The following is a 26,090-nucleotide window of genomic DNA, read 5'->3' on the forward strand; positions in this document are numbered from 1 at the left end:
ATCACATCAACACAATATCGTACTGCTCTTGAGAATAGTGCTGTTCCACCTGAAAGCGTATCGTCTTATTTATAAATCCTTCCAAGTCCGCAACGGCAGCTGACTCTTCGTCCAATAAACGATCAACCACCGGTTGGGAAGCCAACACCATATACATCTCGGCACTGTAAGCGCGCTCTTCACGAAGAATCTCGCGGAAAATCTCGTAGCACACGGTCTCGGGGGTTTTGAGAGTGCCTCTACCACTGCAGGTAGGGCATGCTTCGCACAGTGTTTGCTCAAGACTTTCCCGGGTACGCTTACGGGTCAGTTGTACCAGGCCAAGCTCGGTGACACCGGTGCATTTTGTCTTCGCATGGTCACGTTCCAGCGCCTTTTCCAGCACGCGCAGCACCTGTCGCTGGTGTTCGACATCTTCCATATCGATAAAGTCGATAATGATGATGCCGCCCAGATTGCGCAGGCGTAACTGCCGGGCGATCGATGTTGCCGCCTCCAGATTGGTCTTGAAGATGGTTTCTTCCAGATTGCGGTGCCCTACATAAGCACCGGTGTTGACATCGATGGTGGTCATTGCCTCGGTAGGGTCAATCACCAAATAGCCACCCGACTTCAACTGCACTCTACGGCCAAGTGCTTTCTGAATCTCGTCTTCGACGCTGTACAGGTCAAAAATGGGTCGCTCGCCAGGATAATACTCAATACGGTCCACCGCGTCGGGCATGAACTCCTCGGCAAACTCCACCAGCCTGACAAAATTTTCACGGGAATCGATGCGGATTTTTTCGATATCATCTCGCATCACATCGCGCAAGGTGCGCATGAACAGGGGCAGGTCATCATATATGACCGTTGCGGGCGCCGCCGAAATTTTACGCTCGCTGACCTTGCGCCATAGCCGCAGCAGAAAATGCATATCGCCGATAAGCTCTTCATCGCCCACCCCTTCAGCCGCGGTACGCACGATAAAGCCGCCGTTTACATCCAGCGTTTGCTCGCCGATGCTGTTATCCAGTAATGCCTTTAAACGCTCACGCTCACGCTCGTCTTCAATGCGCTGGGAAACACCGTGGTGGGGCGAATCGGGCATGTAGACCAGATAGCGCGAGGGAACCGAAAGATGCGTGGTCAACCGCGCCCCTTTACTGCCGATCGGGTCCTTGGTGACCTGCACGACCAACGCCTGGCCTTCATGCAGCAGTTGGCCAATGGTCTGCTGCTCGTCAACGGAGGTACCAGGGGCCATCACTTCCTGGGCATGGATAAAGGCGGCACGTTCGAGGCCAATATCGACAAAGGCAGCCTGCATTCCAGGCAGCACTCGTACCACCTTGCCTTTGTAGATATTGCCGACGATGCCGCGCCGACGGGAACGCTCGATGAGCGCCTCTTGCAATACGCCGTTTTCGACCAGCGCCACGCGGGTCTCCATCGGCGTCAAATTAATCAGAACCTCACCGCTCATGCAAAAATCCTTGTGGGTTTACGCGGGTAAATATCCATCCCATAACGGTACCCCCTGACGACGCAGCAAGCACGCTGTTTCAAAAAGCGGCAGCCCCACCACTGCCGAGTGACTGCCTTCAATCCCGGCTACAAACACCGACGCCAATCCCTGTATCGCATAACCGCCGGCCTTGTCCTCTGGCTCAGTCGTTTGCCAGTAGGCCGCTATTTCTACTTCACTGATGTCACGCAACGTCACGCGGGTGGTCACACCACACGTCAACACGCCTTGGGGGCCGGTGACAGCGACACCGGTCAGTACCTGGTGCTCGCGCCCCGAGAGCTGGCGTAACATCCAGGCGGCATGCTGCTGACTCTCGGGCTTGCCTAGAATCCGCCCATCCACGACCACCGCCGTGTCGGCGCCTAATGTGGGTAGTGGCGTCAGGGCTGCCGCCGCTTGCGCCTTGGCCTTTGCCAAGCGTTCCACATAGCCCTCAGCGGACTCATTGGCTAACGGTGTTTCATCGATGTCGCAGGGCTGCACCTGCACCGCCACGCCGATCGATGCGAGCAGCGCGCGGCGTCGTGGCGATGCGGATGCCAAGCACAACACCGGCTCTGATTCCAACGCCATATCAGCTCCACGTCGATTTTCAGGCCGCCTTACCTGTTGTTAGCGGGCAAGGCGGCGCTGCAGGGCGGAAAACATCGTCGCAAGCCAAGGCCACAACGCGGCGCTGACCACCGACGAGGTTAAAAACGCCAGATGAATAGAGAAATCTCCCACCAGGCTGCGCAACCACTGGTCGACCAGCTGGACGAGCCCCAGCAGCACCAGCACCAGCAACGCCTGCTGGAGCAGTGAGTAGGCACGAAAACGGGCATAGACAAGTGCGCACAGAAACGCCAGCAAAGAGAACATGATGGCGTGATGACCCAGAGGGGTTCCCTCGATCAAATCCAGCAGAATACCTAGCACAAAGCCGTGGAACACCCCCACTTGATCGGGCTCGCGCATACACCAATAAATCATCATCAAGCCCAGCCACTCGGGTCGGAACACCTGCCACTCATCACCCAGCGGCATCACCTGCAGACACAGCGCCATCAGCAAGGTCAACCACACCACCACCAAAGGCGTTACCGGAACGCGGGGCATCAGGGCACCTCCTGGGAAGATGATTCATCGTCAGGGTTTGCCACCTGGTGAGCACTGCGTAACGCGTCGACCGAGACTCGCAGAGAGTCATCCCAATATTGCTCATCAGGCAGTTTTTGGGGCGGGGGGGAAAGCAACAGAAAATAGCGCGAGCGTTTCAACTGAGCCGTGGGCTCTGCGGTAACCTGAGCAAACGGCTGTCCAGGGTCATGCGCAACCTTGGTGACCCTGGCAACGGGGTAGCCAGGCGGAAACCGCCCTGCCAAACCCGACGTTGTCAACAAATCGCCTTCGCGGATATCCGCCGTGTTGGGCACATGCAACACATTCACGCGACCATAGCGTCCCGTGCCCTGGACAATGAAACGCAAACCATTGCGATTGACTTGCACCGGCAGGGCATGACTGGCATCGGCGACCAGCAGCACACGACTGGAGTAGGTCGAAACGGCGGTTACCTGACCGACCAGCCCCGTGGCATCAATGACCGGCTGGCCCACATAGGCACCATGGCGATGCCCGCGATCCACCACCATCTGATGACTGAAGGGGTCATTGTCGAGAGACAGCAGTTCCGCGGTCATAAAGGGGATATCGCGCTGCTGGGCAGCGCCTAGCAAACGGCGTAATTCAGCATTTTCCTTGGTGAGGTTTGCCATTTGCTGCCCACGGTGGGACAGCGTCAGAATTTGCTCACGCAGGCGCTGATTCTCATCAACGAGCGCTTGCTGGTCTGAAAACGCCAACGACCCCCAATCCAGAAGCCGGCTGGGAACGCCCACCACCCACTGGATGGGGGCTACCACCACTGACATCTGGGCGCGCACGTTTTCCATACGCGTAAAACGCTGGTCGGCAAACATCAACGCACTGGCAATCAGCACGCAGAAAAATAGCCGATATCCCGGTAAAGGACCATGCGAAAACAGCGGTTTAATAGGCAAATCCCCCGCAATTAACCGCTGCGATTAGTCGCTCGACAGCAACTCAAAAGTGTGCTGATCTATCATTTCGAGCGCCTTGCCCCCGCCGCGCGCTACACAGGTCAGCGGATCTTCCGCCACGATCACGGGCAACCCGGTTTCCTCAGCGATCAGCTTGTCGATATCACGCAGCAACGCGCCACCACCGGTCAGCACCAGTCCCCGCTCGGCGATATCAGACGCCAGTTCGGGAGGTGATTGCTCCAGCGCATTTTTTACCGCTGCGACAATTGAGCCCAGTGTCTCTTGCAGTGCTTCGAGAATTTCGTGGGAATTGAGCGTAAAGCTGCGCGGAATCCCTTCAGCCAGGTTACGCCCGCGCACATCGATCTCGCGAAGCTCGCCACCAGGATAAGCGCAGCCAATTTCTTCCTTAATACGCTCAGCCGTCGCTTCGCCAATCAAGCTGCCGTAATGACGGCGCACGTAGGCAATAATCGCTTCGTCGAAGCGGTCGCCACCCACGCGGATAGATTCAGAATAGACAATACCGTTGAGCGAAATAATCGCAATTTCGGTGGTACCACCGCCGATATCCACGACCATCGAGCCTTGCGCTTCTTCCACGGGAAGCCCGGCACCTATTGCCGCTGCCATGGGCTCCTCGATCAGATCCACCCGACGTGCGCCAGCCCCTTCGGCTGACTCGCGAATCGCGCGGCGCTCCACCTGTGTCGCCATATAGGGGATGCACACCAGAACGCGCGGGCTGGGTGTAATGAAGGTGCTTTGATGCACTTTACGGATAAAATGCTGAAGCATTTGCTCGGTGACGGTAAAGTCAGCAATGACGCCGTCTTTCATCGGGCGAATAGCCGTAATATTACCCGGCGTACGCCCCAGCATGCGTTTAGCATCGGCACCTACTGCCGCGACGCTTCGCATATTACCGGATTGACGGATAGCAACGACGGATGGCTCGTCAAGGACGATGCCACGACCGCGTACGTAAATCAGTGTGTTGGCCGTACCCAGGTCGATCGATAGATCGCTGGAAAACAGCCCCCTCAGACGTTTGAACATGGATGTTGATACCTAGTGCAGACTGGGAACCCTGTGCGGATGCAAACGGTATCACCGCAACCCCCTGGCAGCAAGCACGAGTCGCGCCAGACACTGCCCGTTTGCGCCAAGATGTGGTACATTTTGCGGCTATTTTACACATCTGCGATACAAGACGTTATTACGATGACTGACTGTATACCGCGTAATGCGGGATATGTTCCATCACCTTCGCGAGGAATTTCGAACATGGCGCTTGAAGACTCTCATGTGCGCCGGGCCGCCCACCTAGCCCGGATCGCCGTCAGCGATGACCAAGCCAGCAGTTTCGTAGAGGACCTGAGCCGCATCCTGGACATGGTCGACCAGCTGCAGGGCGTCAATACCGACGGCGTCGCCCCCCTGGCCCATCCCCTCGATGCCACCCAGCGCCTGCGCGCCGACGAAGTCACCGAAACCAATCAGCGCGACACTTTCCAGCGCTGCGCCCCAGCGGTTGAAAACGGTCTGTACCTGGTGCCCCGCGTCGTCGAATAGCGCATCACTCAGGGCATAAGCCACCTTTTCAGCCTTATCTTTTGCTTCGAACGGAGCTCTCAGGTCATGCACGACAAGACACTGACGCAACTCGCCAACGCGCTGGGCAGCGGTGAACTATCCAGCCGCGAGCTCACTGAGCACTACCTGCAACGCATACAACATAGCGGTGCAACACTAAACAGCTTTATTACCGTCACCGCTGATCAAGCGCTGGCACAGGCCGATGCCGCCGACCAGGCGCGCGCCAACGGCAACGCCGGATGGCTGGCCGGTCTACCGCTTGCCCTGAAGGATATCTTTTGCACCCAGGGCGTTAAAACCAGCTGTGGCTCCAGAATGCTGGACAACTTTACAGCGCCTTACGACGCCACCGTGGTAGAAAAGCTCAAGGCGGCGGGCACCGTCAGTCTTGGCAAGACCAATATGGACGAGTTCGCCATGGGCTCCTCCAATGAAAACAGCTACTACGGCCCGGTGAATAACCCTTGGGACTTGAGCGCCGTGCCAGGAGGCAGCTCTGGCGGCAGCGCGGCCGCGGTGGCCGCAGGCCTGACGCCGGCGGCCCTCGGCACCGATACCGGCGGCTCGATTCGTCAGCCAGCGGCGTTCTGCGGTATTACCGGCCTCAAACCGACCTATGGACGCGTTTCCCGCTACGGCATGATCGCCTACGCCTCCAGCCTTGACCAGGCGGGCCCCATGGCACGCAGCGCCGAAGACTGCGCCCACCTCCTGAACGTCATGGCTGGCCACGACGTGCGCGACTCCACTAGTGTGGCCCGCGGCGTGCCCGACTATGCGGAAACGCTCAATGCGTCGCTTTCAGGACTCAAAATCGGCCTCCCTCAAGAGTACTTCGGTGAAGGCCTCGACCCTGACGTCGAGAAGGCAGTTCGTGAGGCCGTTCGCGTCTATGAGTCGCTGGGCGCCACGGTGCGGGATGTCAGCCTGCCTCACACGCATTACGCCATCCCCGCTTATTACGTTATCGCCCCAGCCGAAGCCTCTTCCAACCTGTCTCGCTTTGATGGCGTGCGTTTCGGCCACCGTTGCGACAACCCCAGCGACTTGATCGATCTTTACAAGCGTTCGCGGGCTGAAGGCTTTGGCGACGAAGTACAGCGCCGCATCCTGATCGGTACCCATACCTTGTCAGAGGGCTTTTTCGACGCCTATTACACCAAGGCGCAGAAAGTTCGCCGCCTGATTCGCCAGGACTTCCTGGATGCCTTTGAAGATGTGGACGTCCTGATGGGGCCTGCCTCGCCGACACCGGCTTTTGATCTAGGCGCCAAGAAGGACCCTGTATCGATGTACCTGCAGGATATCTATACGATTGCCGTCAACCTGGCGGGCATCCCGGGCATAAGCGTTCCCGCCGGCTTCGTGGGCCGCCGGCCCGTCGGCCTGCAGATACTGGGCACCCACTTTGCCGAAGCCCAGTTGTTAAATGTCGCCCACCAGTTCCAGCAAACGACCGATTGGCACTTGCAACGCCCTGATTTTGCCGAGGAGAGCGCCTGATGCAATGGGAAACCGTTATTGGGCTAGAAGTCCACGTTCAACTTGCCACCCACTCGAAGATTTTCTCCGGCGCGTCAACGGCTTTCGGCGCTGAACCGAACAGTCAGGCCTGCGCGGTCGATCTGGGTCTGCCTGGCGTGCTGCCGGTGCTCAACGAACAAGCCGTGGCCATGGCGGTGCAGTTTGGCCTGGCCGTGCATGCCGATATCCCTGAAGTATCGGTGTTCGACCGTAAAAATTACTTCTATCCCGATTTGCCGAAGGGTTATCAGACCAGCCAGATGTATCACCCCATCGTGGGGCCCGGTGAGGTAGAGATCGCCCTGGATGATGACACCACCAAGCGGATTCGTATTCACCACGCCCACCTGGAAGAAGACGCAGGGAAATCCCTGCACGAAGATTTCCACGGCATGACGGGCATTGACCTTAACCGCGCTGGCACACCGCTGCTCGAGATCGTCTCCGAGCCGGATATGCGCAGCGCCAAAGAAGCGGCTGCCTACCTCAAGGCGATTCATTCAATTGTCACCTACCTGGGGATTTCCGACGGCAACATGGCGGAAGGCTCGATGCGTTGCGACGTTAACGTTTCGGTGCGCCCCAAGGGACAGGAAGCCTTTGGCACCCGGGCCGAAATCAAGAACGTCAACTCTTTCCGCTTTGTGGAACGCGCCATTGCCTTCGAAGTCGAGCGGCAGATCGAACTGATCGAGGACGGCGGCAAGGTCGTCCAGGAGACCCGCCTGTTCGACCCTGAGCGCGACGAGACACGCAGTATGCGTACCAAGGAAGAAGCCAACGACTATCGCTACTTCCCCTGCCCAGACCTGCTGCCAGTGGTACTCGACCAGGCCTACCTGGACCATCTTCGCAGCCAGCTACCGGAGCTGCCTGCTGAAAAACGCGAGCGCTTTCAGCAGGCACTAGGCCTATCGGCCTACGATGCATCCGTGCTTTCCGCCAGCCGCGAAATGGCAGAATATTTCGAGGCAGTCCACCGCGCCTGTGGCGATGCCAAACAGGCAGCCAACTGGGTGCAGGGTGAGCTGTCCGGCGCGCTCAACCGCGAAAACCTCAGCATCACCAACAGCCCGGTCACTGCCAGCCAACTGGGTGAGCTGGTTCAGCGTGTGCTTGACGACACCATTAACGGCAAAGCCGCCAAACAGGTCTTCCAGGCACTTTGGCACGGCGAAGGCGCCAGCGCCGATGCCATCATTGAGGCGAAAGGGTTAAAGCAGGTCACCGACACCGGCGCTATCGAAGCAATGATTGACCAGGTGATTGCCGACAGCCCCGCTCAGGTGGCCCAGTATCGTGACGCCGAACCCGAGAAACGCGGCAAGATGATTGGCTATTTTGTCGGCCAGGTCATGAAGGCATCCCGCGGCACCGCCAACCCTCAGCAGGTAAACGGCCTGCTAAAAGAGAAGCTTGACGCACTGCTGTAAATATCGCTGTTGGTTGGAAAACGGCCGCTTATGCGGCCGTTTTTAGTCCAACTGGCCGGGATGCAGAAAACGCGTCAACTGCGCGCAGCCTTTTGCCCATACCGGTGCAGTGAACTCGGCAAGCCCGGCGGTGGGAAATCCCACGCCGCGGGCTGAACGACCGTCGACCAGCGTTTCAGCAAGCTCCCCTACCAGCGGCATATGGCTGACCAGAATCAGTCGTTCATCGCTTTGCTCGAGCAGCCAGTCGATGACCGCTTCGGGTGCGTCGTCCGGAGTAATCAGCGGCAGGGTTTCTACCGGCACCGACAGCGCCTCACTCAACCGGGCAGCTGTCTGCTGAGCGCGACGATAGGGACTTGCCAGCAGCCTCGGCGGCGCCCCTGTCTGGGCCGCTATATGCGTGGCCAGCCATGCCCCGACCTTGGCAACTTCCTGCTCGCCGAGCGGCGTCAGCGTTCGCTGTTCATCTGGCCGCCCGGGGCCGGCTTCACCGTGGCGCATTAGCCAGAGTTGCTGGGTGGATGAATCATTCATGCCAATGTCCTGTTTCGCGGTGGGCTTGCTGGACGTCCTCGCGCGGCAAGATGAATTCCACGTCGCTGCTTTGCTCGCCCATCATTAACGTACGTGCCATGTCCTCAGCGGGCACACCGTCAAACAGCACATGGTAGAGTCCTTCCGCCAGAGGCATGTAGACGCCGATCTCGGCCGCTTTGGTACACACAAGCCTGACAGTATTGACACCTTCCGCCACCTGGCCAAGCGCATTGATGGCTTCATCCAGCGACCGGCCCTCACCGATGGCGTAGCCGACGCGGTAGTTACGCGACAAGTCTGACGAGCAGGTGACGATTAAATCCCCCACCCCGGCAAGACCCAAAAATGTCATGGGGTTAGCCCCCTGGGCAACAGCGAAACGGCTCATCTCGGCCAATGCCCGGGTCATCAGCATGCTGCGGGTATTCTCACCCATGCCGAGCGCCGCGGCCATGCCCGCGGCAATGGCGTAGATATTTTTCAGCGCCCCACCCAGTTCGACACCGTGTCGATCATTGCTGGCATAGACACGGAAGTAACGGCAACCAAGGGCCTGCTGAACCCGGGTACGAGTCAGGGCATCGGCGCTGGCGATCACCGTGGCAGTGAGCTGTTTATCGGCAATTTCCGAAGCAAGGTTGGGGCCCGCAATTACCCCAATATGGGCAAAGCCGGTTTCCTGTTCGAGCACTTGGCTCATCAATAAAAAGCCGGATTGCTCAATCCCCTTGGTGGTGCTGACCAGAATTTGCTCGGGCCTTAGCCACGGCTTGGCCGCCTGAACAACACTGCGAAAGGCCTGGGACGGAATCGCAATCAGCACCAGCTCAGCGTTGTGCAGCACCGTTTCCAGATCGGTGGACGCCTGTACAGCGGGGTTAATGGCATAATTCGGCAAATAGCGGCCGTTGCGTCGCTCCCGGTTAATCTGTTCCACCAGCGCTTCATCGCGCATCCATTGACGCACCTGCGCGCCATTGTCAGCGGCAATGCTTGCCAGGGCAGTGCCAAAACTACCGCCGCCCAATACGGCGACCTGAATCTGCTGCTCAGCCATGGGAATCCCGGATAGTTGGTAAGCGAAAAACTAGAAGTCCTAATTAACGTCATGAGCGAAGGCCGGACAAGGCGTAATTAGCCAAAAAAAGACCGGGCTCGCGTACGAGTTTACACGTAGTAAATCAGTATTTGGATCGGACTCGCGCACGAAGCTAATTTCAACGCAGTATGGGCAAGCGCAATCGTTAATAAGGGTACGAAAAAACAAACGGCCCACTTGGGATCACTCCCAAGGGGCCGTTATACGCCGTTAAGTGAGCGTTATGCCGCCAGCACCCCATTGAGGCGCTTCACGTAGGCAGCCGGGTCATCCAGATGGCCGCCTTCCGCGATAATCGCCTGATCCAGCAGGATGTGTGCCAGGTCGGCAAACAGTCCATCTTCAGCACTTTCCAGGCGCGCAACCAGTGAATGACTGGGATTCAGCTCCAGAATCGGCTTGACCTCGGGCAACGGCTGCCCGGCGGCTTCCATGATGCGGCGCATCTGATAGCCCATTTCATGCTCTGGAAGCACTACGCAGGCTGGCGAATCCGTCAGGCGGTGGGTCACTTTGACATCCTGCACACCTTCACCCAGCGCTTCCTTGACGCGCTTGACCAGTGACTCCTTGGCTTTGGCGGTTTCTTCCTGCTCTTTTTTCTCGGCTTCATCTTCCACATCGCCAAGGTCAAGCTCGCCTTTACCCACGTCAGCGAAGGATTTGCCGTCAAATTCGGTGAGATGGCTCATCAGCCACTCATCAATGCGGTCGGACAGCAGCAGTACTTCGATGCCCTTTTTACGGAAGATTTCCAGATGCGGGCTGTGCTTGGCGGCATTAAAGCTGTCGGCCACCACATAGTAGATTTTCTGCTGCCCTTCTTTCATCCGCGCAACGTAGTCGGCCAGCGAATGTTCCTGGGCGGCCGTATCGGTGTGGGTCGAGGCAAAACGCAGTAAGCCAGCGATTTTCTCGCGGTTGGCCGCGTCTTCGCCCGGGCCTTCCTTGAGGACGCTACCGAAGGTGTTCCAGAAGGTCTGATACTGCTCGTCGTCTTTGGAAAGCTTCTTGAGCATATCCAGTGCGCGCTTGGTCAGGGCACCCTTGATCTTGTCGACTTTGGGGTCCTGCTGCAGCAGCTCACGGGATACGTTGAGCGACAGGTCGCGAGTATCCAGCACACCTTTGATGAAGCGCAGGTAAAGCGGCAGGAATTGCTCGGCGTCGTCCATGATGAAGACACGCTGAACGTAGAGCTTCACACCACGGGCACCGTCGCGGTCGAACATATCAAACGGCGCGCGACCGGGCACAAACAGCAGGCTGGTATATTCCAGCTTGCCTTCCACTTTATTGTGGCTCCAGGTGAGCGGGTCGCTAAAGTCATGGGCGACGTGTTTGTAGAACGCCTTGTACTCGTCATCCGAAATATCGCTCTTGGGGCGCACCCAAAGCGCCGTGGCTTCGTTGACGGTTTCCCAGGTGGTCACTTCGCTGCCTTCGACCGGATTACCCTCATCGTCCTTGGCAGTTTCGGTCTTGGGCATGCGAACCGGTACTTCGATATGGTCCGAGTACTTACGCACCAGGTTTTGCAGACGGAAGTCGTCAGCAAATTCTTTGGCGTCATCTTTCAGGTGCAGGGTAATTTCGGTGCCGTGCTGCTCAAGATCGATGTCGGCGACGGTGAACTCGCCTTCACCTTTCGAGCGCCATTCCACACCAGTGCTTACATCTTCGCCGGCCTTACGTGTGCGAACCGTTACATCGTCGGCGACAATAAAGCTGGAATAGAAACCCACGCCGAACTGACCGATCAACTTGGCGTCTTTCTGCTGTTCACCTGACAGCTGCTTGAGGAACTCGGACGTACCGCTACGCGCAATGGTGCCCAGGTTGGCAATCACATCATCGCGCGTCATGCCGATACCGTTGTCGCGCAGCGTTACCGTTCCGGCGTCGGCATCGTGCTCGATTTCGACACGTAGCTCGCTGTCGCCTTCGTAGAGCCCATCGTTGTCCAAGGCCGCGTAGCGCAGCTTGTCACAGGCGTCGGCAGCATTGGATATCAGCTCGCGAAGGAAAATTTCCCGATTAGAGTACAGCGAGTGAATCATCAGATTCAGCAGCTGCTTAACTTCCGTTTGAAAGCCAAGGGTTTCTTCGTGGGTCGTGTTGGACATTCGCTCAGCCCTCGTTGATCTCGGTACGTAAAGCGCCTCGCCAAGTTGGCAAAGGCATAAAAGTCGGTGTGAACGAGATATGGGGCTGAGGGAAAATTTTTCAAGCGGCCGTGTGCGGGGAATCAGTGGATTCCCTCTCGGGATACTTCCAGGCACGATAGCCGGCCAGTTGCTGGTCCATACGATTGAGCAACCAACCAACAATGACCGCATCGTCGACCACGCCAATCAACATGAGAAAATCGGGGATCAAATCAAACGGCAACACCAGATACATCAGCGCCACCGCCATCAACCCGAAAGCCGACCAGGGCACAGGCCGAAAACGGCCCTTGACGACGTCACGCGTCATGGGGAAAAACAATGACAGCGCACGCCACATGCGCTTGAATACCCAAGCACGGGATTTCAGTCGACGCAGCCACCACCAGCCGGATAATAGAGCCATCAGTATTGAATCCTCCAAAGCGTTCGGTTGTCGGAGTCTTTTGCGTTAGGATAGTTCAGTCCCCCAAGGCCACCCAATGCCGTATCGAGGAAGCATCATGCCCTGCACTGCCCGCGTATTATCCATTGCGTTCATTGCCTGCTTACCAAGCATGTCATGGGCCTTGAGCGACAGTGCAATGCGCGACGCGCTCGATGCTGCACGCAACCAGCAGTGGGACCGCATTGACATGGCGGCCATTGAAGACCATCCGTTAAGCGGCTATGTCACTTATCATCGGTTGCGCAACCAGCTACCGGACCTGCCGCCGGAAACGGTCAACCGCTATATCGATACCCACAGGGACTCACCGCTGAGCGACTGGATGCGTGGACAGGCCATCGATCAATACGGTAAGGCAGGCCAGTATGGCCGTGTACGGGCGGTCAGCAATGGTGAGCCCAACGGCGCCGCCCGGCAATGCCACTACCACACGGCCCATTTTGACATTGCCCCACAACAAGCGGTTGAGGCCGGCCAACGCCTCTGGCTTGTGGGCCAATCCCAACCGAACGCCTGCGATCCGTTGTTTGACCGGTTGAGAGCAAACGGCACCATCGATGGCGAGTTGATTTGGGAACGCCTGATGTTAGCCTGGCAGGCAGATAACCGTCGGCTGGCCGACTACCTGAGCAATCAATTAAGTGAGCGCTGGCAAACCGCCATTGATACCTACGAAGCGGTGGATAGCGACCCGCAGCGCTTACTCAGTGCCCCCACCTGTCTGGGCCCTGAATGCGCGGCTACGGCCGCTTTTTACCAGGCGGCAATGCAACGCCTTACGCTAGACGACACCCCGCGAGCGCTGTCCGTTTGGCGCTCACTGACTGAGCGACTGAGCCTGTTGCCCAGCGATCAACAGCTTATCGAGGAAGAGCTGGCGTATTACGTACTGGTGCGTGAAGTGCCCAATTCGATGGCGTGGGTCGATAGCGTTTTGCCCAATCTGGACAGCGAGCGCGTTCTTGAATTGCGTGTTCGCCGCGCCCTTCAAGCTCATCAATGGGAGTCGGTGCGCCAGTGGATTACCCAAATGCCCAGCGAGCAGAAAGCGGATGCACGGTGGCAATACTGGCTCGCCCGAGCCAGCCAGCAGCTAGGCGATCAGACGGCGGCAGCAACGCATTTCCAGCAAGCTGCTTCACAGCGTAGCTTTTACGGTTTTGCCGCTGCTGAGCGTTTGGGGCAGCCGTTAGCGTTGAACAATGAGCGCTTCTATTTTGACGACGCTTCACGTGAGCGTATCGCGCAACTGCCCATGGTGCAGCGTACCCAGGCATTGATGCGCATCGGCGAAGACGGCCTGGCCAATAGTGAGTGGCTGCATGCCGTTCAGCAGGCATCCACCGAAGAAGCCCGAGCGCTGGCGGACTTTGCCGCCGAGCAGGATTGGCATGCCCGGCTGGTGCAAACCACCATAGCGGCGGGTATGTGGGACGCCCTCGAATGGCGCTTCCCCCAGGCCTACCACGACGACTTCATCCACTGGGGGCGCATTAGCGGCGTGGATCCTTACCTGCTAATGGCGATTACCCGGCGCGAAAGCGCCTACAATCCCGATGCCCTGTCACCTGCCGGCGCCCGCGGGCTGATGCAATTGATGCCTGGCACCGCTGCCCAGGTAAGTCGCCAACTGGGCCTCGATGATCCTGGCCCCTACGGTATACTCGATCCGGAGCTGAATATTCGCCTGGGCAGCACGTACTTACGCGACAAGCTGCAGCGCTACCAGGGCAATCGTTTAGCTGCCGCAGCAGCTTACAACGCGGGCCCTGGACGGGTAGACAGCTGGCTGAGGGATGACAGCATCGAGGCCTTTGACCTCTTTGTGGAGCGCATTCCCTACCGTGAAACGCGCAACTACGTGCAGGCAGTGCTGAGTTATCGTGCCATTTTTGAAAGTCTCGCCAACGGCTCAAGTGACGGAATATCGCTGCTGAGCGACGGCGAAAGGCAGGTACGTTACAGTCGGGCGCTGGTCAATCGCGATTAATCCACGCTCTAGCGTTACACCGGCCGCTGCGAAAACGCCAGCCGGATCCCCAGCATCACCAATACGGTGCCAGTCATCGCGTTGAGCGTTTGTGCAAAACGCGCGCTGGCCAGCCATTTTCCGGCGCTGCCGACCATCAGTACCACACTGATTTGCCAGAGGTTGGCAATCACGAAGTGAACGCCTGCCAACCATAGCGACTTGACCAGCGTTGGATCGCTCGGGGCAATGAACTGCGGCAGAAAAGCCATATAAAATACTACCGTCTTGGGGTTAAGCACATTGGATAAAAACCCTTCTTTCAGCGGTTGCCAGAGTGGAACGGCCGTATCCGTGGTCATCACACCCTTCACCGGCAATGGTTGTCCACGCCGTGCCGCCAGCAGACTGCTAATACCCAGCCAGATCAAATAGCCAGCTCCCACCAGCTTCAAGGCATGAAACGCCCAGGCTGACTGCAGCAGGATCAGCGAAATCCCCATTGCCGAGATGGTGGCATGCACGAACAGGCCGCTGCAGATCGCCATGCTGGTGGCGACCCCGTCACGCAGCCCTCCCCTGGCCGTATTACGGATCACCAGCAACGTATCGACCCCAGGGGTGATCGACAGCAACGTAATGGCAATGACAAATGGCACAAACTGCGCATCAATCAGGCTAAATGGCGTCATAACAAGGCACTCGTTCGATGGAAACGATTCAATCACATTGTGACTGGACGACAGGTTTTTTTGCATCTAGAGTAATTCAGGCGGGTTCGCAATAGCGCCCCGCTTGAACATCAAGCTCGTGAAGGAAATGCATAATGGCAACTGGCACTGTCAAGTGGTTCAACGATACCAAAGGTTACGGCTTCATCTCCCCGGATGACGGTGGTGACGATCTATTTGCTCACTTCTCCGAAATTCAAGCTGAAGGTTTCAAAAGCCTGCAGGATGGTCAGAAAGTCAGCTTTGAGGTAACCCAGGGTAAAAAAGGCCTCCAGGCTTCCAATATACGCGTTGCGTAATTCGCTATCGCGCACAAGGCCCGCATGACGATGCGGGCCTTTTTATTTGCCTAGCGCACAAGCCTCACCAGGGAAGTTATTCTTCCTGCTCTATGGTTTCAGGGCGCTCTTCCTCGATTGATTCAAACTGTTCATTCAATCGCTGCTCAGCCTCTTCAAAACGCCGCTCGGTGTCTTCTATCAGCTCATCTATATCTTTACCGCGCGTACGCTCTCCGTCGCGAGCCGACTCAGGCAGACTGCTTTCAAACTCCCAGCGCTCCTCCATCTCTTCATCGCTGATAGGATCGACAACAGGGGACTGCTTCTCGACTTCCTGAAACTGCTCTTCCAGCCGCTGCTGCGCCTCCTCAAACCGGCGTTCGGTTTCGGCAATCATATCGTCCACATCCGACCGAGTTGCCTCACCGGGCATTGCGCCGCCTTCCTCAAGCACGTCTTCAGGATCAGCAGCCAAGGTATCCTCGCCGGCCTCAACATCTTCGGTCTGCACGGCGCTGTCTTCCTCCGCCTGTTCGCCTTCAAGGGCCTCAGTTCGATCCAGCTCATCTTCCGCCTGGGATTCAATAGCATCGCTATCTTCCTGGCTGCCGCTGGCACCGGGCTCGTCGACGGCTCCCTCCTCTTCAGTACCTGCTGGAGCATCAGCAGATACAGCGTCTCCGTTATTTGATGATGAAGCAGACTCTTGCTGCTGATCGGCGTTGGACGTTTCGTCGTTATCGCCACAGCCACTGACCACCAACACGACAGCTGCCAGCAAGGGTAGCCAAACGCTTTTAGTCATTTATGTTGTCTCCTCAATGTGTATGTCTCATCGCCTCTGTAAAAGTGGGTCAATGACAGATTATTAATTTCAGGTCTCTATGACCGATGACAGTAGTGGGCATTGATCGGGCAGCACCACATGGATAGCCAACGGCACAACATCAGCGCGAAAGCGTCGATAATGGCGTGCTTCACCATCCAGGGTTAACGGCCACGGAGGATCGTCAGATAGTGTCGATACGCTGAGCGCATCCGCCGATACATAGCGCACGAATTGCCCATGGCTGGGAAAATCCTGCAATTCGCTGACCAGATCCGTCAGTGCCCGCGCTGTGAGAAAATCCTTGACCACGAGGATATCAAGATGACCGTCATCCAATTTCGCCTTTGGGGCCAGCACTTGCCCACCCCCTGACTGGCGACCGTTGCCAATGGCGAGCAGTAAAAGCGACGTCGACTCTTCCTGATCGTCCCAGTGTAGCGTGCCACGGTAGCTATGGTGTCGCCATGCCTTGACGGCCCCCATCAGGGAATAAGCGCCGCCACCCAACATGCGCTTGAGCATTTTGGGAGTGGACGAGGTAATTTCAGCGCCAAAACCTGCCGTCATCATATTAACGTAATAGCTGGTGACCGACTCAGTGTCGCTCTCGGCACATAGTTTAACAACGTCAATCGGGTAATCAGACAGCGTCAACGCCGCAGACAGCCCCTCGGAGGGCTCCAGCGGCAAGCCCACCGAGGTCGCAAAGTCATTTGCGCTACCCAGCGGCACAATTCCCATGACCGGCCGCCGCTCTTTATCCAGACGCATCAGACCGTTCATCACCTCGTTGACGGTACCATCCCCGCCACAGGCAATCACATGAGTCATTCCCATATCGACGGCGACCACGGCAAAATGCCCGGCATCGCCCGCTTCCCAGGTTACCCGAACACTAATCGACATCCCTGCCTTTCTTTGCTCAGCTACCGCTTCACGTAACGCCGCATTACCGGCTGATTTACCATTAACAATGAGTAAAAAACGCTTTTTTGGTGTTGTCACTGAGATTTCCTTTCCTTGTCACTCCATCAATTTGTTACGCCAATGCTTTCTCCACCACCTCATATACGTTACTCGATAGCGGTTCGCGTTGAATGCGCTCAAGCTCAGACCGCATCAAGACCTGTCGTGTTTCATCGAACCGTTGCCAACGGGTTAGCGGGGTAATCAGGCGCGCCGCTATTTCCGGGTTCAGCCGATTCAACTCAATCACGACATCAGCCAGTAGAGCGTAGCCCTGACCATCCAGACGATGGAAATTGACGCGATTTTGGGCAAAAGCGCCAATCAGCGCGCGCACACGGTTGGGGTTCTTCAGCGAGAAGGCGGGATGGGCCATCAGGTACTTCACACGGTCGATCACATCCGGCTGGGGGCGCGAGACCTGAATCGTGAACCACTGATCCATGACCAGCGGGTCATGGGCCCACTTTTCACCGAAGGTCTTGAGCGCCGGAGAGGCCAGGTCGTCACGGTCACTATGAACCAGCAGCGTCAATGCATGACGTACATCAGTCATGTTGTGGTTCGCCGCAAACTGACCTTCGCAGAGCGCCACACCCTGCTCATCTTCAATCGACATCAGGTAGCTGAGTGCTACATTCTTCAAGCTTCGCTGGGCAATCTGCTCAGGCGTCGGTGCATAAGGCTCACTGGAGCGATTGGCCTCAAAGGTCGCCATGAACTCATCACGCAGCGCCATCGCCAGTGACTGTCGGACAAACTCTCGGGCCGCGTGGATAGCATCGACATCGACAATCGGCTGCTGCTCAGCGATGTACGCTTCCGAAGGTAACGTGAGCATTTCGGCAAGCACCGCCTTGTCCGCCGGCGCATCGGCCAATAGCGTTCGGAATGCCTCGACGACACGGCTGTCCATTACCTTTTCCACACCATTACGGTGAGCGGCAATCAAGTCATCAAGCGCCAGCATCGCCAGCCGTTGCCCGGCATCCCAGCGGTTAAACCCATCGCTGTCCTGGGTCAGCAGGAAGGCGAGATCTTCCCGCGAATACGGAAAATGCAGCTTCACTGGCGCGGAGAAGTTACGCAGTAGCGAAGGCACAGGGGCCTCTGCCACGTCGGTAAACACGAAGGTCTGCTCGTCTTCGCGCAGGTGGATGACTGTCTCTTTACCGAGCTTGTTGCCGTCCAGGGTAAGCGCCAGGTCCTGGCCCGACTTGGTACCCACAAGGCCCATGGCAATGGGGATATGCAGCGGCTCTTTATCTACTTGGCCCGGCGTAGCGGGGGTCCGCTGACGCAGCGTCAAATGGTACTCGCCGTGGGCATAGTCGTACTCGCCATGGGCGTCGATTTCGGGTGTTCCCGCCTGGGAATACCAACGCATGAACTGACCTAGGTCAAGTCCCGAGGCCTCTGCCATGCAATCCACAAAGTCTTCGATGGTTACCGCCTGACCGTCAAAGCGCGCAAAGTAACGGTCGGCCCCCTGCCGAAAGGCGTCCCACCCGACCAGGTTGCACAACATGCGAACAATTTCAGCGCCCTTTTCATAAATAGTCAGGGTGTAGAAATTGGTGATCTCAATATAATGATCCGGCCGCACCGGATGGGCCGTCGGTCCAGCATCTTCGGCAAACTGCGCCGTGCGGAAAAACGAAACGTCCTGAATCCGCTTCACTGGGGCAGAGTTGGTCTCGGCGGAGAAACATTGATCACGGAAGACAGTGAAGCCCTCTTTCAGGGAGAGCTGGAACCAGTCGCGGCAGGTGACTCGATTACCCGACCAATTATGGAAATACTCGTGGGCAACAATGCCCTCAACCGTCTGGAAAGCGCCGTCAGTCGCTGTATCCGGATGGGCTAATACCGCCGCCGAATTAAAGATATTGAGACCTTTATTTTCCATGGCCCCCATATTGAAGTCATTCACCGCCACGATCATGAACAGGTCCAGGTCGTATTCACGACCGTAGGCTTGCTCATCCCAGGCCATGGCCCGTTTCAGCGACCCCATGGCATGCTCGGTTTTGGCCAGATTTTCTTGCTCAACCCAAAGCTGCAGTGTCACTTCGCGCCCGGACCGGGTGGTAAAACGGTCTTCAACGCTATGCAAATCGCCGGCGACCAGGGCAAACAGGTAACAGGGCTTGGGGTGTGGATCCTCCCAGATAGCAAAGTGGCGACCGTTTTCAAGATCGCCTTGTTCAACCGGATTGCCGTTGGCGAGCAGAACGGGCTCTCGCTCGCGATCCCCGATGACGGTCACTTTAAAGGTCGACATTACATCCGGACGATCGGGATAAAAGGTGATACGTCGAAATCCTTCCGCCTCACACTGGGTACAGAACATGCCGTTGGACTGGTAAAGACCTTCCAACGCGGTGTTGTCCTTGGGCGAGAGTTGTACTTCACTTTCCAGGGTAAAGCGCGCAGGCACCTGTTCAATACGAAGCCCCTCATCGCTTACCTGATAATCATTACCCGACAGTGGGTTGCCATCAATCAGCAAGGCGTCAAGGGTCAGTTGCTCACCGTCAAGCTTGAGTGGTTCATCAGCACTGGCCGTTGCCTGTCGCTCGATGTGCAGGCGCGCTTTGACTCGAGTCGCGGCGGGGTCAAGATCAAACGTCAGCTCGGTATGGGTCACCCGGTAGGCGGGAGGCTGGTAATCGCTTAAATAAACCGGCTGCGGATCAGACATGATGAGAAACTCCTTATAGTCATTGCTGTTATTGGCGGCGTAAAGAGGTTACCAGGGCGTCGGGTCAATCCCGGAAGTTATCGAACTGAAGCGGCAGTTCCGGTCCTTCCTCACCGCGCAATAGCGACATGACGCTTTGCAAATCGTCACGCTTTTTACCTGTAACCCGCACCTTTTCACCCTGAATTTGTGCTTGGACTTTTAGCTTGCTGGCCTTGATACGCTTGACGATATCTTTCGCCTCGCCTTGATCCAGGCCTTGCTTGAGCGCCACTTCCTGACGGGCTTTAACACCCGATAGCACAGGGTCTTTAATATCCATACAGCGCGCATCGATGCCCCGTGCAATCAGACGGTTACGCAGTACATCAAGCATCTGTTTGAGCTGAAAATCGACCTCGGCTTCAAGCTGAACCGACTCCTTTTCAAGCGTGAAAGACGCATCCACGCCCTTGAAATCAAAGCGGGACTGAACTTCGCGGTTGGCTTGGTCGACAGCATTGGCAGCTTCGTGCTGATCAAACTCAGAGACAATATCAAATGAGGGCATAAACGGATTCCTGACAAGACATGACCCACTATTCTAGAGCAGCCAGCCCCCCACCGGCCAATTATGTGGATATAAATAGCCAAAATACTGAATCCAGACGACTTATCGTGGAATAAAAGAGGGTTCTCCTAGATGTTCAAGGCACGATGAATCGCTTAGGCTAAGGCACCGGAACGCTCTATTCGCAGCTGAGGAACCCCCATGACCGACCGTAATACACGCCATAAAGCATCAATGGAAAAACTCAAGGCTCGCGTCGACGAGAAGGTCGCGGATGCCACCGAGCAGCGTGGCCTAATACTCATCAACACCGGCAACGGCAAAGGGAAGACGACAGCGGCCTGGGGCACGGTGACCCGCGCCCTTGGCTACGGCTATAAAGTTGGCGTCGTTCAGTTTATCAAAGGGCTGTGGGAGTGCGGCGAGCGCAATCGATTGGAAGAAGACCCCAACCTGAGCGTTGCCATCATGGCCACCGGCTTCACCTGGGAAACGCAAAACCGTGAGGCGGACACCCAGGCATGCCAAGAGGTATGGCAAGACGCAGAGAAAATGCTGGCCGACCCCGACACCTACCTGGTGGTACTGGACGAGATCACCTATATGCTCAAGTTTGGCTACCTGGATATTGCCGAGGTCAAAGCCGCTCTGGAGAAGCGTCCTCGCGAACAGACCGTGATTATTACCGGCCGCAACGCTCACCGCGATCTCGTCGCCATGGCAGACACGGTGACCGAAATGCAGGAAGTCCGCCATGCCTTCAACAACGGCATCCAGGCGCGCCGCGGCATCGATTTTTAAGCGTTCGAATGACAGACCTGAAAAGGGGCGAACACGTCGCCCCTTTCTTTACACCCACCCGACAGAATGTGTCAGCTATTCAGCCGGTTATCCATCAAACGGATTGCGCAGCACGATCGTTTCAATGCGGTCTGGGCCAGTGGAAATAATGTCGATGCTGGTGCCTACTTGTTCTTCCAGGAAACTGATGTAGGCCCGCGCATTGGCCGGCAGTTCTTCGACCTTTTTTACGCCCAGGGTCGACTCTTTCCAGCCAGGCAGGTCCTCATAGACTGGTTCAAGGGCTTCGTAGCCTTCTGAATCGACCGGCGTATCGAGCACGTCACCGTCTTTGCTGCGATAACCAACGCACACGCGGATATTTTCCAGCCCGTCGAGCACGTCCAACTTGGTCAAACAGATACCCGAAACCGAATTGATCTGCACCGCATGGCGAAGCGCGACAGCATCGAACCAGCCACAGCGACGCGGACGGCCGGTGGTAGCGCCAAACTCATGGCCCTTCTCGGCCAGATGGCGGCCGTGGTCGTCAAACAGCTCGGTGGGAAACGGACCTGACCCGACGCGTGTGGTGTAGGCTTTGGTGATACCCAGCACATAGTCCAGGTACAGCGGACCAACGCCGGACCCCGTCGCCGTTCCGCCCGCGGTGGTATTGGAGCTGGTCACAAACGGATAAGTACCGTGGTCGATATCCAGCAGCGACCCCTGGGCACCTTCGAAGAGAATATTCTCTCCGGATTTGCGCAGATCGTGAACCATGCTCACCGTGTCGCTCACCATGGGGCGTAGTTCTTCGGCCATCTGCATGGCGCTATCGAGCACTTTCTGGAAGTCTACGGCTGGCTCGCCGTGGTAATTAACCAGGACAAAGTTGTGGTAGTCGAGCACTTCGCCCAGTTTGGAAGCAAAACGTTCGCGGTGAAGCATATCGCCCAAACGCAAACCCCGGCGAGCGACTTTATCTTCATAAGCGGGGCCAATCCCCCGGCCCGTCGTACCAATCTTTGCGATACCGCGGGCTTTTTCCCGCGCCTGGTCCAGGCATACGTGGTAGGGCAGGATCAACGGGCAGGCAGGCGACAAGCGCAACCGTTCACGCACCGGGACACCTTTGGCTTCAAGCTCGCGAATTTCTTTGATCAGCGCTTCCGGCGAGAGCACGACGCCATTACCGATGATGCAGGTCTTGTCAGGCCGCAGTACGCCGGAAGGAATCAGGTGAAGCACGGTTTTTTCACCGTCAATCACCAGCGTATGACCCGCGTTATGGCCACCCTGAAAACGCACCACCGCCGACGCCGACTCAGTCAGCAAATCAACGATCTTGCCTTTGCCTTCATCGCCCCACTGGGTTCCCAGGACTACGACATTCTTACCCATTATGCACTCGTCTCTTGTGTCAGTGTCGTTGGCTGCCAACGACCATCGATAAACTCAAGACGGCGGTCACAACCGTGTTCCGCCGGTCCCGTACGCTGCCCTGGCAGCGCCTGAATTACCCGCTCGCCCTGCTCACGCAGCAAGGCAATGGCAGCATCAAGTGATGCGGCCTGCTCTGCTGGCGCCCATATCGCGCCCTGCTCCGACGAGGCCATATCCAGTGAGGCCAACTGTTTCAAGTCCATCGAAAAGCCGGTTGCCGGACGCGCACGCCCGAAAGCACGCCCCGTATCATCATAGCGACCGCCTTTCGCCAGCGCATGGCCGTAGCCTGGCACATACGCCGCGAACATCATGCCGGTATGGTATTGATAGCCACGTAATTCGGCCAGATCAAAATACAGCGAGACATCAAACTGTGCCAGTACACCTTGATAGAGGGCATCCAGTTGGTCCAGCGCTGCGACCACGGACGCGGGCGCACCCGCCAGACGTTCACGCGCTTGAAGCAAAATATCGGCATCGCCATGCAGTTCGCCCAGGGCCAATAGCATCTCAGCCAAAGCAGGATCTCTTACGCTGGTGCTGACGTTTTCTGCCAGCAGGCCCGGTGACTTGAGCGCCAGAGCGTCAAACAGCTGCGCTTCCTGATCGGCGTTCAATTCCGCCGCCTCTACCAGGCTCCGATAAATACCGATATGCCCCAGCGCCAGGTGGATCTCCTGCGCACCTGCCGCCTGCAGGCTCGACAGTGCCAGATGGATAATTTCCTTGTCAGCATCCAGACCGGCGTGGCCAAACAGCTCGACCCCCACCTGGACAGGGCTCCGCCCCCCCTGATGCTGGTCTGCCTTGGCGCGCAATACGTTGGTGCAGTAGCACAGGCGCACCGGCCCCTGGCGCTTGAGCGAATGGGCATCCATTCGGGCCACCTGCGGTGTAACATCCGCCGACGCGCCCATCATCCGCCCCGTCAACTGGTCGGTCAACTTGAAGGTCTGGAGGTCCAGGTCGGTTCCCGTGCCAGTAAGCAGAGAGTCCAGAAACTCCACCGGCGGTGGCATGACTTGGTCATAGCCCCAAACATGGTATAGATCCAGCAACGTCCGGCGTAGCTCTTCCATACGGCTTGCCTGAGGCGGCAGCACTTCGTCCATGCCGTCGGGCAATAGCCAGCGGTCAGCAATGGTCATGTGAACAATCCTGCGAGACGACAATAGTGAAGGCCCAATGACGTAGGGCCACAAAAAAACCGGGCGACGCCCGGTTGGTAAAGTCTATCACGTTTTATGACGTGTTGAACCCCGCCGGTGTCCGACGGGGCCTACGTCAATGGCTTAACTGTCTTCGTCAGGCATGGCGCTGCGCAGGTAGCGGAAGAAGTCACTATCCGGCTCCAGCACCAACAGATTGTCATCTCCCGAGAAGCTCTCACGATAGGCATTCAGACTACGCCAGAAAGTGAAGAACTCAGGGTCTTGACCGTAGGCTTCAGAGAAGATGGCCGCCGCCTGGGCATCGCCCTCACCGCGCAAGGTTTCGGCACGCTCATTGGCCTGAGCGAGCAGCACCTGGCGGCGGCGATCTGCGTTCGCACGGATGCGCTCGGCCTCTTCTTGACCCTGGGCACGCCATTCCCGGGCTTCACGCTCGCGCTCTGAACGCATCCGCTCATAGACCGCGGCTGATACGTCGTCCGGCAGGTCGATCCGCTTGATACGGATATCGCGAATCGCCACGCCAAGCTCTTCGCGCATCAGTGCGTCGAGCTCCTCGGTCGGGCCATCCATCAGGTCGTCGCGCTCCTCGGCGATGATCTGCTGAAGGTTCAAGCGACCAAACTGGTTGCGCAGGCTTTCGTCAACGCGGGGCTGAATCAGGCGCGTCGCCATCATTTCATCCCCTGCGGTGGCCTCGTAGTAGCGAGTGGGATTGACCACCTGCCACTTCACGTAGGAATCGACAATGACCGCTTTCTGCTCTTGGGTCAGATAGCGGCTGGTGTCGGTATCCAGCGTCAGCAGGCGGGTATCGAAAGTACGCACTGTCTGCGCAATCGGCATTTTGACGTGCAGGCCCGGCTGAATGTTCTCTTCGATGACCTCACCGAAGCGCAGTTTGACCGCACGTTCGGTTTCATCGACAACATACAGGCTGTTACTGGCAAGCCACGCAACGGCGGCAATGCCGCCAACGATTAGCAGGGATCGATTATTGATCATTTACCGGCCCTCCCTGCGGATAGAGCTGCTATTGGATGAGGAGTTGCTGCTCTGACTGCTGCTGTTACCGCTGCGCAGGCTTTCAAGCACCTGCGGATCGACACCGTCGCTGTTGCTCTGCTGCGAAGCGGCGGCACCCTGGCGACGATTCAACTGCTCGAGCGGCAGGTACATCATCGGTGCGTTCTCACTCACGTCAAGCAGCACCTTGGGCGTTTCGCCAAAGACATCTTCGATGGCTTCAATGTACATCCGCTCACGCATGATATCAGGCGAATTCTCGTACTCGGCGAGCAGCGAATTGAAGCGGTTGGCTTGACCCTGCGCTTCGGCCACGACCGATTCACGATAACCCTGGCCCTGTTCGACCAACCGCTGCGCCTGACCCTGAGCCTCAGGGATGATCGAGTTGGCGTAGGCGATGCCCTGGTTGATCGTGCGCTGACGATCTTCACGGGCGCGGATCACGTCATCAAAGGCATCAATGACCGGCTGCGGAGCAGAGGTGGACTCGATGTTGATGGTCTGGAGCTGGATACCAGCGCCGTAGTTGTCCAGGTAGGACTGAAGACGGCTCGATACCGAACTGCCCAGAATTTCACGACCCGAGGTCAGGATATCGATCATGTCGGTTCCACCGACCACATGACGCAGCGATGAGTCGAGGGCGTTGTCCAGTGACAGCTCCGGGTCTCGTACATTGAGGACGAAATTGCGCGGATCGGCCACCTGATACTGAGCGGATATTTCCACTTCAACGATGTTCTCATCCCGGGTCAGCATCGACTGGGTCTGGGTCAGCGAGCGCACACGCGTCACATTGACCATTCGCACTTCGTCGATCAAGGGTGGATTCCACTGAAGTCCAGGGGTAACGGTGTTCTGGTATTCGCCAAAACGAAGCACAACGCCACGCTCGGATTGATCCACGACATAAAAGCCCATTGCGGCCCAGATCGCCAATGCGACAATAATCAACAAGCCCGGTAGCGCAAAGACATTACGAGGCTTGCCGCCGCCGCTACCTTTGTTACCGCCGCCGCCAGATTTCTTGCCGCCACCGAGCATACCGCTCAGCTTATCCTGAAACTTTTTCAGCGCTTCATCGAGATCGGGAGGGCCTTGGTTGTTGCCCCCTTTATTGCCATTGTTGCTATCGTTATTGCCACCACGGTTTCCACCGCCGTCGCTTCCGCCTCGTCGGCCACCACCACTCCAAGGATCATGCTGGTTGCCGCCACCGGGCTCATTCCAGGCCATACTTCGTCTCCACTGAGGTATTCACTCA

General features: G+C 57.3%; 24 protein-coding genes. 6 read left to right on the top strand and 18 right to left on the bottom strand.

Translation table 11 applies throughout. The annotated features are described in order from the left end of the window. Position 1: 1 nt before the first annotated feature. The 5 genes from rng to IT895_RS11135 are packed head-to-tail and all read right to left on the bottom strand — an operon-like array spanning position 2 to position 4,614. Complete coding sequence (gene rng / locus IT895_RS11115; protein WP_085917974.1) at positions 2-1,465, bottom strand: ribonuclease G; 1,464 nt, start codon at positions 1,463-1,465, stop codon at positions 2-4. 18 nt (positions 1,466-1,483) lie between these two features. Then, entirely contained in the window at positions 1,484-2,083 is a 600-nt protein-coding gene (locus IT895_RS11120) for a Maf family protein (protein WP_085917973.1), read from the bottom strand. A gap of 39 nt (positions 2,084-2,122) precedes the next feature. After that, entirely contained in the window at positions 2,123-2,608 is a 486-nt protein-coding gene (gene mreD / locus IT895_RS11125) for a rod shape-determining protein MreD (RefSeq protein WP_085917972.1), read from the bottom strand. Further along, a complete protein-coding gene (gene mreC / locus IT895_RS11130) occupies positions 2,608-3,552 on the bottom strand; it encodes a rod shape-determining protein MreC (RefSeq protein ID WP_085917971.1) in 945 nt (314 codons plus the stop codon). The genes mreD and mreC overlap by 1 nt, the downstream gene beginning before the upstream one ends. Before the next feature lie 24 nt (positions 3,553-3,576). Further along, entirely contained in the window at positions 3,577-4,614 is a 1,038-nt protein-coding gene (locus IT895_RS11135) for a rod shape-determining protein (protein WP_066321157.1), read from the bottom strand. A 228-nt stretch (positions 4,615-4,842) separates the two neighbouring features. On the opposite strand from IT895_RS11135, the gene gatC reads away from it, so the two are divergent. The 3 genes from gatC (at position 4,843) to gatB (ending at position 8,111) form a co-directional block, all read left to right on the top strand. Continuing rightward, positions 4,843-5,130 carry an Asp-tRNA(Asn)/Glu-tRNA(Gln) amidotransferase subunit GatC gene (gene gatC, locus IT895_RS11140; RefSeq protein ID WP_199285467.1) on the top strand — a complete coding sequence of 96 codons (288 nt, stop codon included), beginning with the start codon at positions 4,843-4,845 and terminating at the stop codon, positions 5,128-5,130. Between the two features lie 66 nt (positions 5,131-5,196). Further along, the gene (gatA, locus tag IT895_RS11145; protein ID WP_199283477.1) at positions 5,197-6,657 is read left to right on the top strand and encodes an Asp-tRNA(Asn)/Glu-tRNA(Gln) amidotransferase subunit GatA; all 1,461 of its coding nucleotides are present in this window, start codon (positions 5,197-5,199) and stop codon (positions 6,655-6,657) included. After that, entirely contained in the window at positions 6,657-8,111 is a 1,455-nt protein-coding gene (gene gatB, locus IT895_RS11150) for an Asp-tRNA(Asn)/Glu-tRNA(Gln) amidotransferase subunit GatB (protein ID WP_085917968.1), read from the top strand. Before gatA ends, gatB begins: the two co-directional genes overlap by 1 nt. Positions 8,112-8,153: 42 nt before the next feature. Here the strand turns inward: gatB and sixA are convergent, their stop codons facing one another. The 4 genes from sixA to IT895_RS11170 form a co-directional block, all read right to left on the bottom strand. Further along, on the bottom strand, positions 8,154-8,648 hold the full coding sequence (sixA, locus tag IT895_RS11155) for a phosphohistidine phosphatase SixA (RefSeq protein WP_199283478.1): 495 nt from the start codon (positions 8,646-8,648) through the stop codon (positions 8,154-8,156). Next, positions 8,641-9,708, bottom strand: a complete 1,068-nt coding sequence (locus IT895_RS11160; protein ID WP_085917966.1) for an NAD(P)H-dependent glycerol-3-phosphate dehydrogenase — start codon at positions 9,706-9,708, stop codon at positions 8,641-8,643. The genes sixA and IT895_RS11160 overlap by 8 nt, the downstream gene beginning before the upstream one ends. Before the next feature lie 263 nt (positions 9,709-9,971). After that, positions 9,972-11,876 (bottom strand): molecular chaperone HtpG, encoded by a 1,905-nt coding sequence (gene htpG / locus IT895_RS11165; RefSeq protein ID WP_085917965.1) that lies wholly within the window; start codon positions 11,874-11,876, stop codon positions 9,972-9,974. Positions 11,877-11,976: 100 nt separating this feature from the next. After that, positions 11,977-12,324 (bottom strand): YkvA family protein, encoded by a 348-nt coding sequence (locus IT895_RS11170; RefSeq protein WP_085917964.1) that lies wholly within the window; start codon positions 12,322-12,324, stop codon positions 11,977-11,979. A 97-nt stretch (positions 12,325-12,421) separates the two neighbouring features. On the opposite strand from IT895_RS11170, the gene IT895_RS11175 reads away from it, so the two are divergent. Then, entirely contained in the window at positions 12,422-14,356 is a 1,935-nt protein-coding gene (locus IT895_RS11175; protein ID WP_199283479.1) for a transglycosylase SLT domain-containing protein, read from the top strand. A gap of 14 nt (positions 14,357-14,370) precedes the next feature. Here the strand turns inward: IT895_RS11175 and IT895_RS11180 are convergent, their stop codons facing one another. Continuing rightward, on the bottom strand, positions 14,371-15,027 hold the full coding sequence (locus IT895_RS11180; protein ID WP_199283480.1) for a LysE family translocator: 657 nt from the start codon (positions 15,025-15,027) through the stop codon (positions 14,371-14,373). Positions 15,028-15,161: 134 nt separating this feature from the next. On the opposite strand from IT895_RS11180, the gene IT895_RS11185 reads away from it, so the two are divergent. Further along, positions 15,162-15,365, top strand: coding sequence for a cold-shock protein (locus IT895_RS11185; RefSeq protein ID WP_066321172.1), 204 nt, complete (start codon positions 15,162-15,164; stop codon positions 15,363-15,365). Positions 15,366-15,441: 76 nt separating this feature from the next. On the opposite strand, the gene IT895_RS11190 is transcribed toward IT895_RS11185, so the two are convergent. From IT895_RS11190 to IT895_RS11205, 4 genes are all read right to left on the bottom strand, one after another. Continuing rightward, on the bottom strand, positions 15,442-16,152 hold the full coding sequence (locus tag IT895_RS11190; protein ID WP_199283481.1) for a hypothetical protein: 711 nt from the start codon (positions 16,150-16,152) through the stop codon (positions 15,442-15,444). A 69-nt stretch (positions 16,153-16,221) separates the two neighbouring features. Beyond that, complete coding sequence (gene yegS, locus IT895_RS11195; RefSeq protein WP_199283482.1) at positions 16,222-17,181, bottom strand: lipid kinase YegS; 960 nt, start codon at positions 17,179-17,181, stop codon at positions 16,222-16,224. Positions 17,182-17,215: 34 nt separating this feature from the next. Further along, complete coding sequence (gene pepN / locus IT895_RS11200) at positions 17,216-19,846, bottom strand: aminopeptidase N (RefSeq protein WP_199283483.1); 2,631 nt, start codon at positions 19,844-19,846, stop codon at positions 17,216-17,218. Between the two features lie 64 nt (positions 19,847-19,910). Further along, complete coding sequence (locus IT895_RS11205) at positions 19,911-20,396, bottom strand: YajQ family cyclic di-GMP-binding protein (protein ID WP_085917958.1); 486 nt, start codon at positions 20,394-20,396, stop codon at positions 19,911-19,913. Positions 20,397-20,597: 201 nt separating this feature from the next. Between IT895_RS11205 and cobO the strand changes: the two genes are divergently transcribed. Next, positions 20,598-21,197, top strand: a complete 600-nt coding sequence (cobO, locus tag IT895_RS11210) for a cob(I)yrinic acid a,c-diamide adenosyltransferase (protein ID WP_085917957.1) — start codon at positions 20,598-20,600, stop codon at positions 21,195-21,197. A gap of 87 nt (positions 21,198-21,284) precedes the next feature. Here the strand turns inward: cobO and IT895_RS11215 are convergent, their stop codons facing one another. From IT895_RS11215 to hflK, 4 genes are all read right to left on the bottom strand, one after another. Next, on the bottom strand, positions 21,285-22,580 hold the full coding sequence (locus tag IT895_RS11215; RefSeq protein ID WP_199283484.1) for an adenylosuccinate synthase: 1,296 nt from the start codon (positions 22,578-22,580) through the stop codon (positions 21,285-21,287). Then, on the bottom strand, positions 22,580-23,773 hold the full coding sequence (locus IT895_RS11220; protein ID WP_199283485.1) for an ATP phosphoribosyltransferase regulatory subunit: 1,194 nt from the start codon (positions 23,771-23,773) through the stop codon (positions 22,580-22,582). Before IT895_RS11220 ends, IT895_RS11215 begins: the two co-directional genes overlap by 1 nt. 144 nt (positions 23,774-23,917) lie before the next feature. Beyond that, a complete protein-coding gene (gene hflC, locus IT895_RS11225) occupies positions 23,918-24,802 on the bottom strand; it encodes a protease modulator HflC (protein ID WP_085917954.1) in 885 nt (294 codons plus the stop codon). Then, complete coding sequence (gene hflK, locus IT895_RS11230) at positions 24,803-26,062, bottom strand: FtsH protease activity modulator HflK (protein ID WP_199283486.1); 1,260 nt, start codon at positions 26,060-26,062, stop codon at positions 24,803-24,805. Between the last annotated feature and the right edge of the window lie 28 nt (positions 26,063-26,090).

Origin of the sequence: Halomonas sp. A40-4 (assembly GCF_015767635.1) — a bacterium.
Taxonomy (GTDB): domain Bacteria; phylum Pseudomonadota; class Gammaproteobacteria; order Pseudomonadales; family Halomonadaceae; genus Vreelandella; species Vreelandella janggokensis.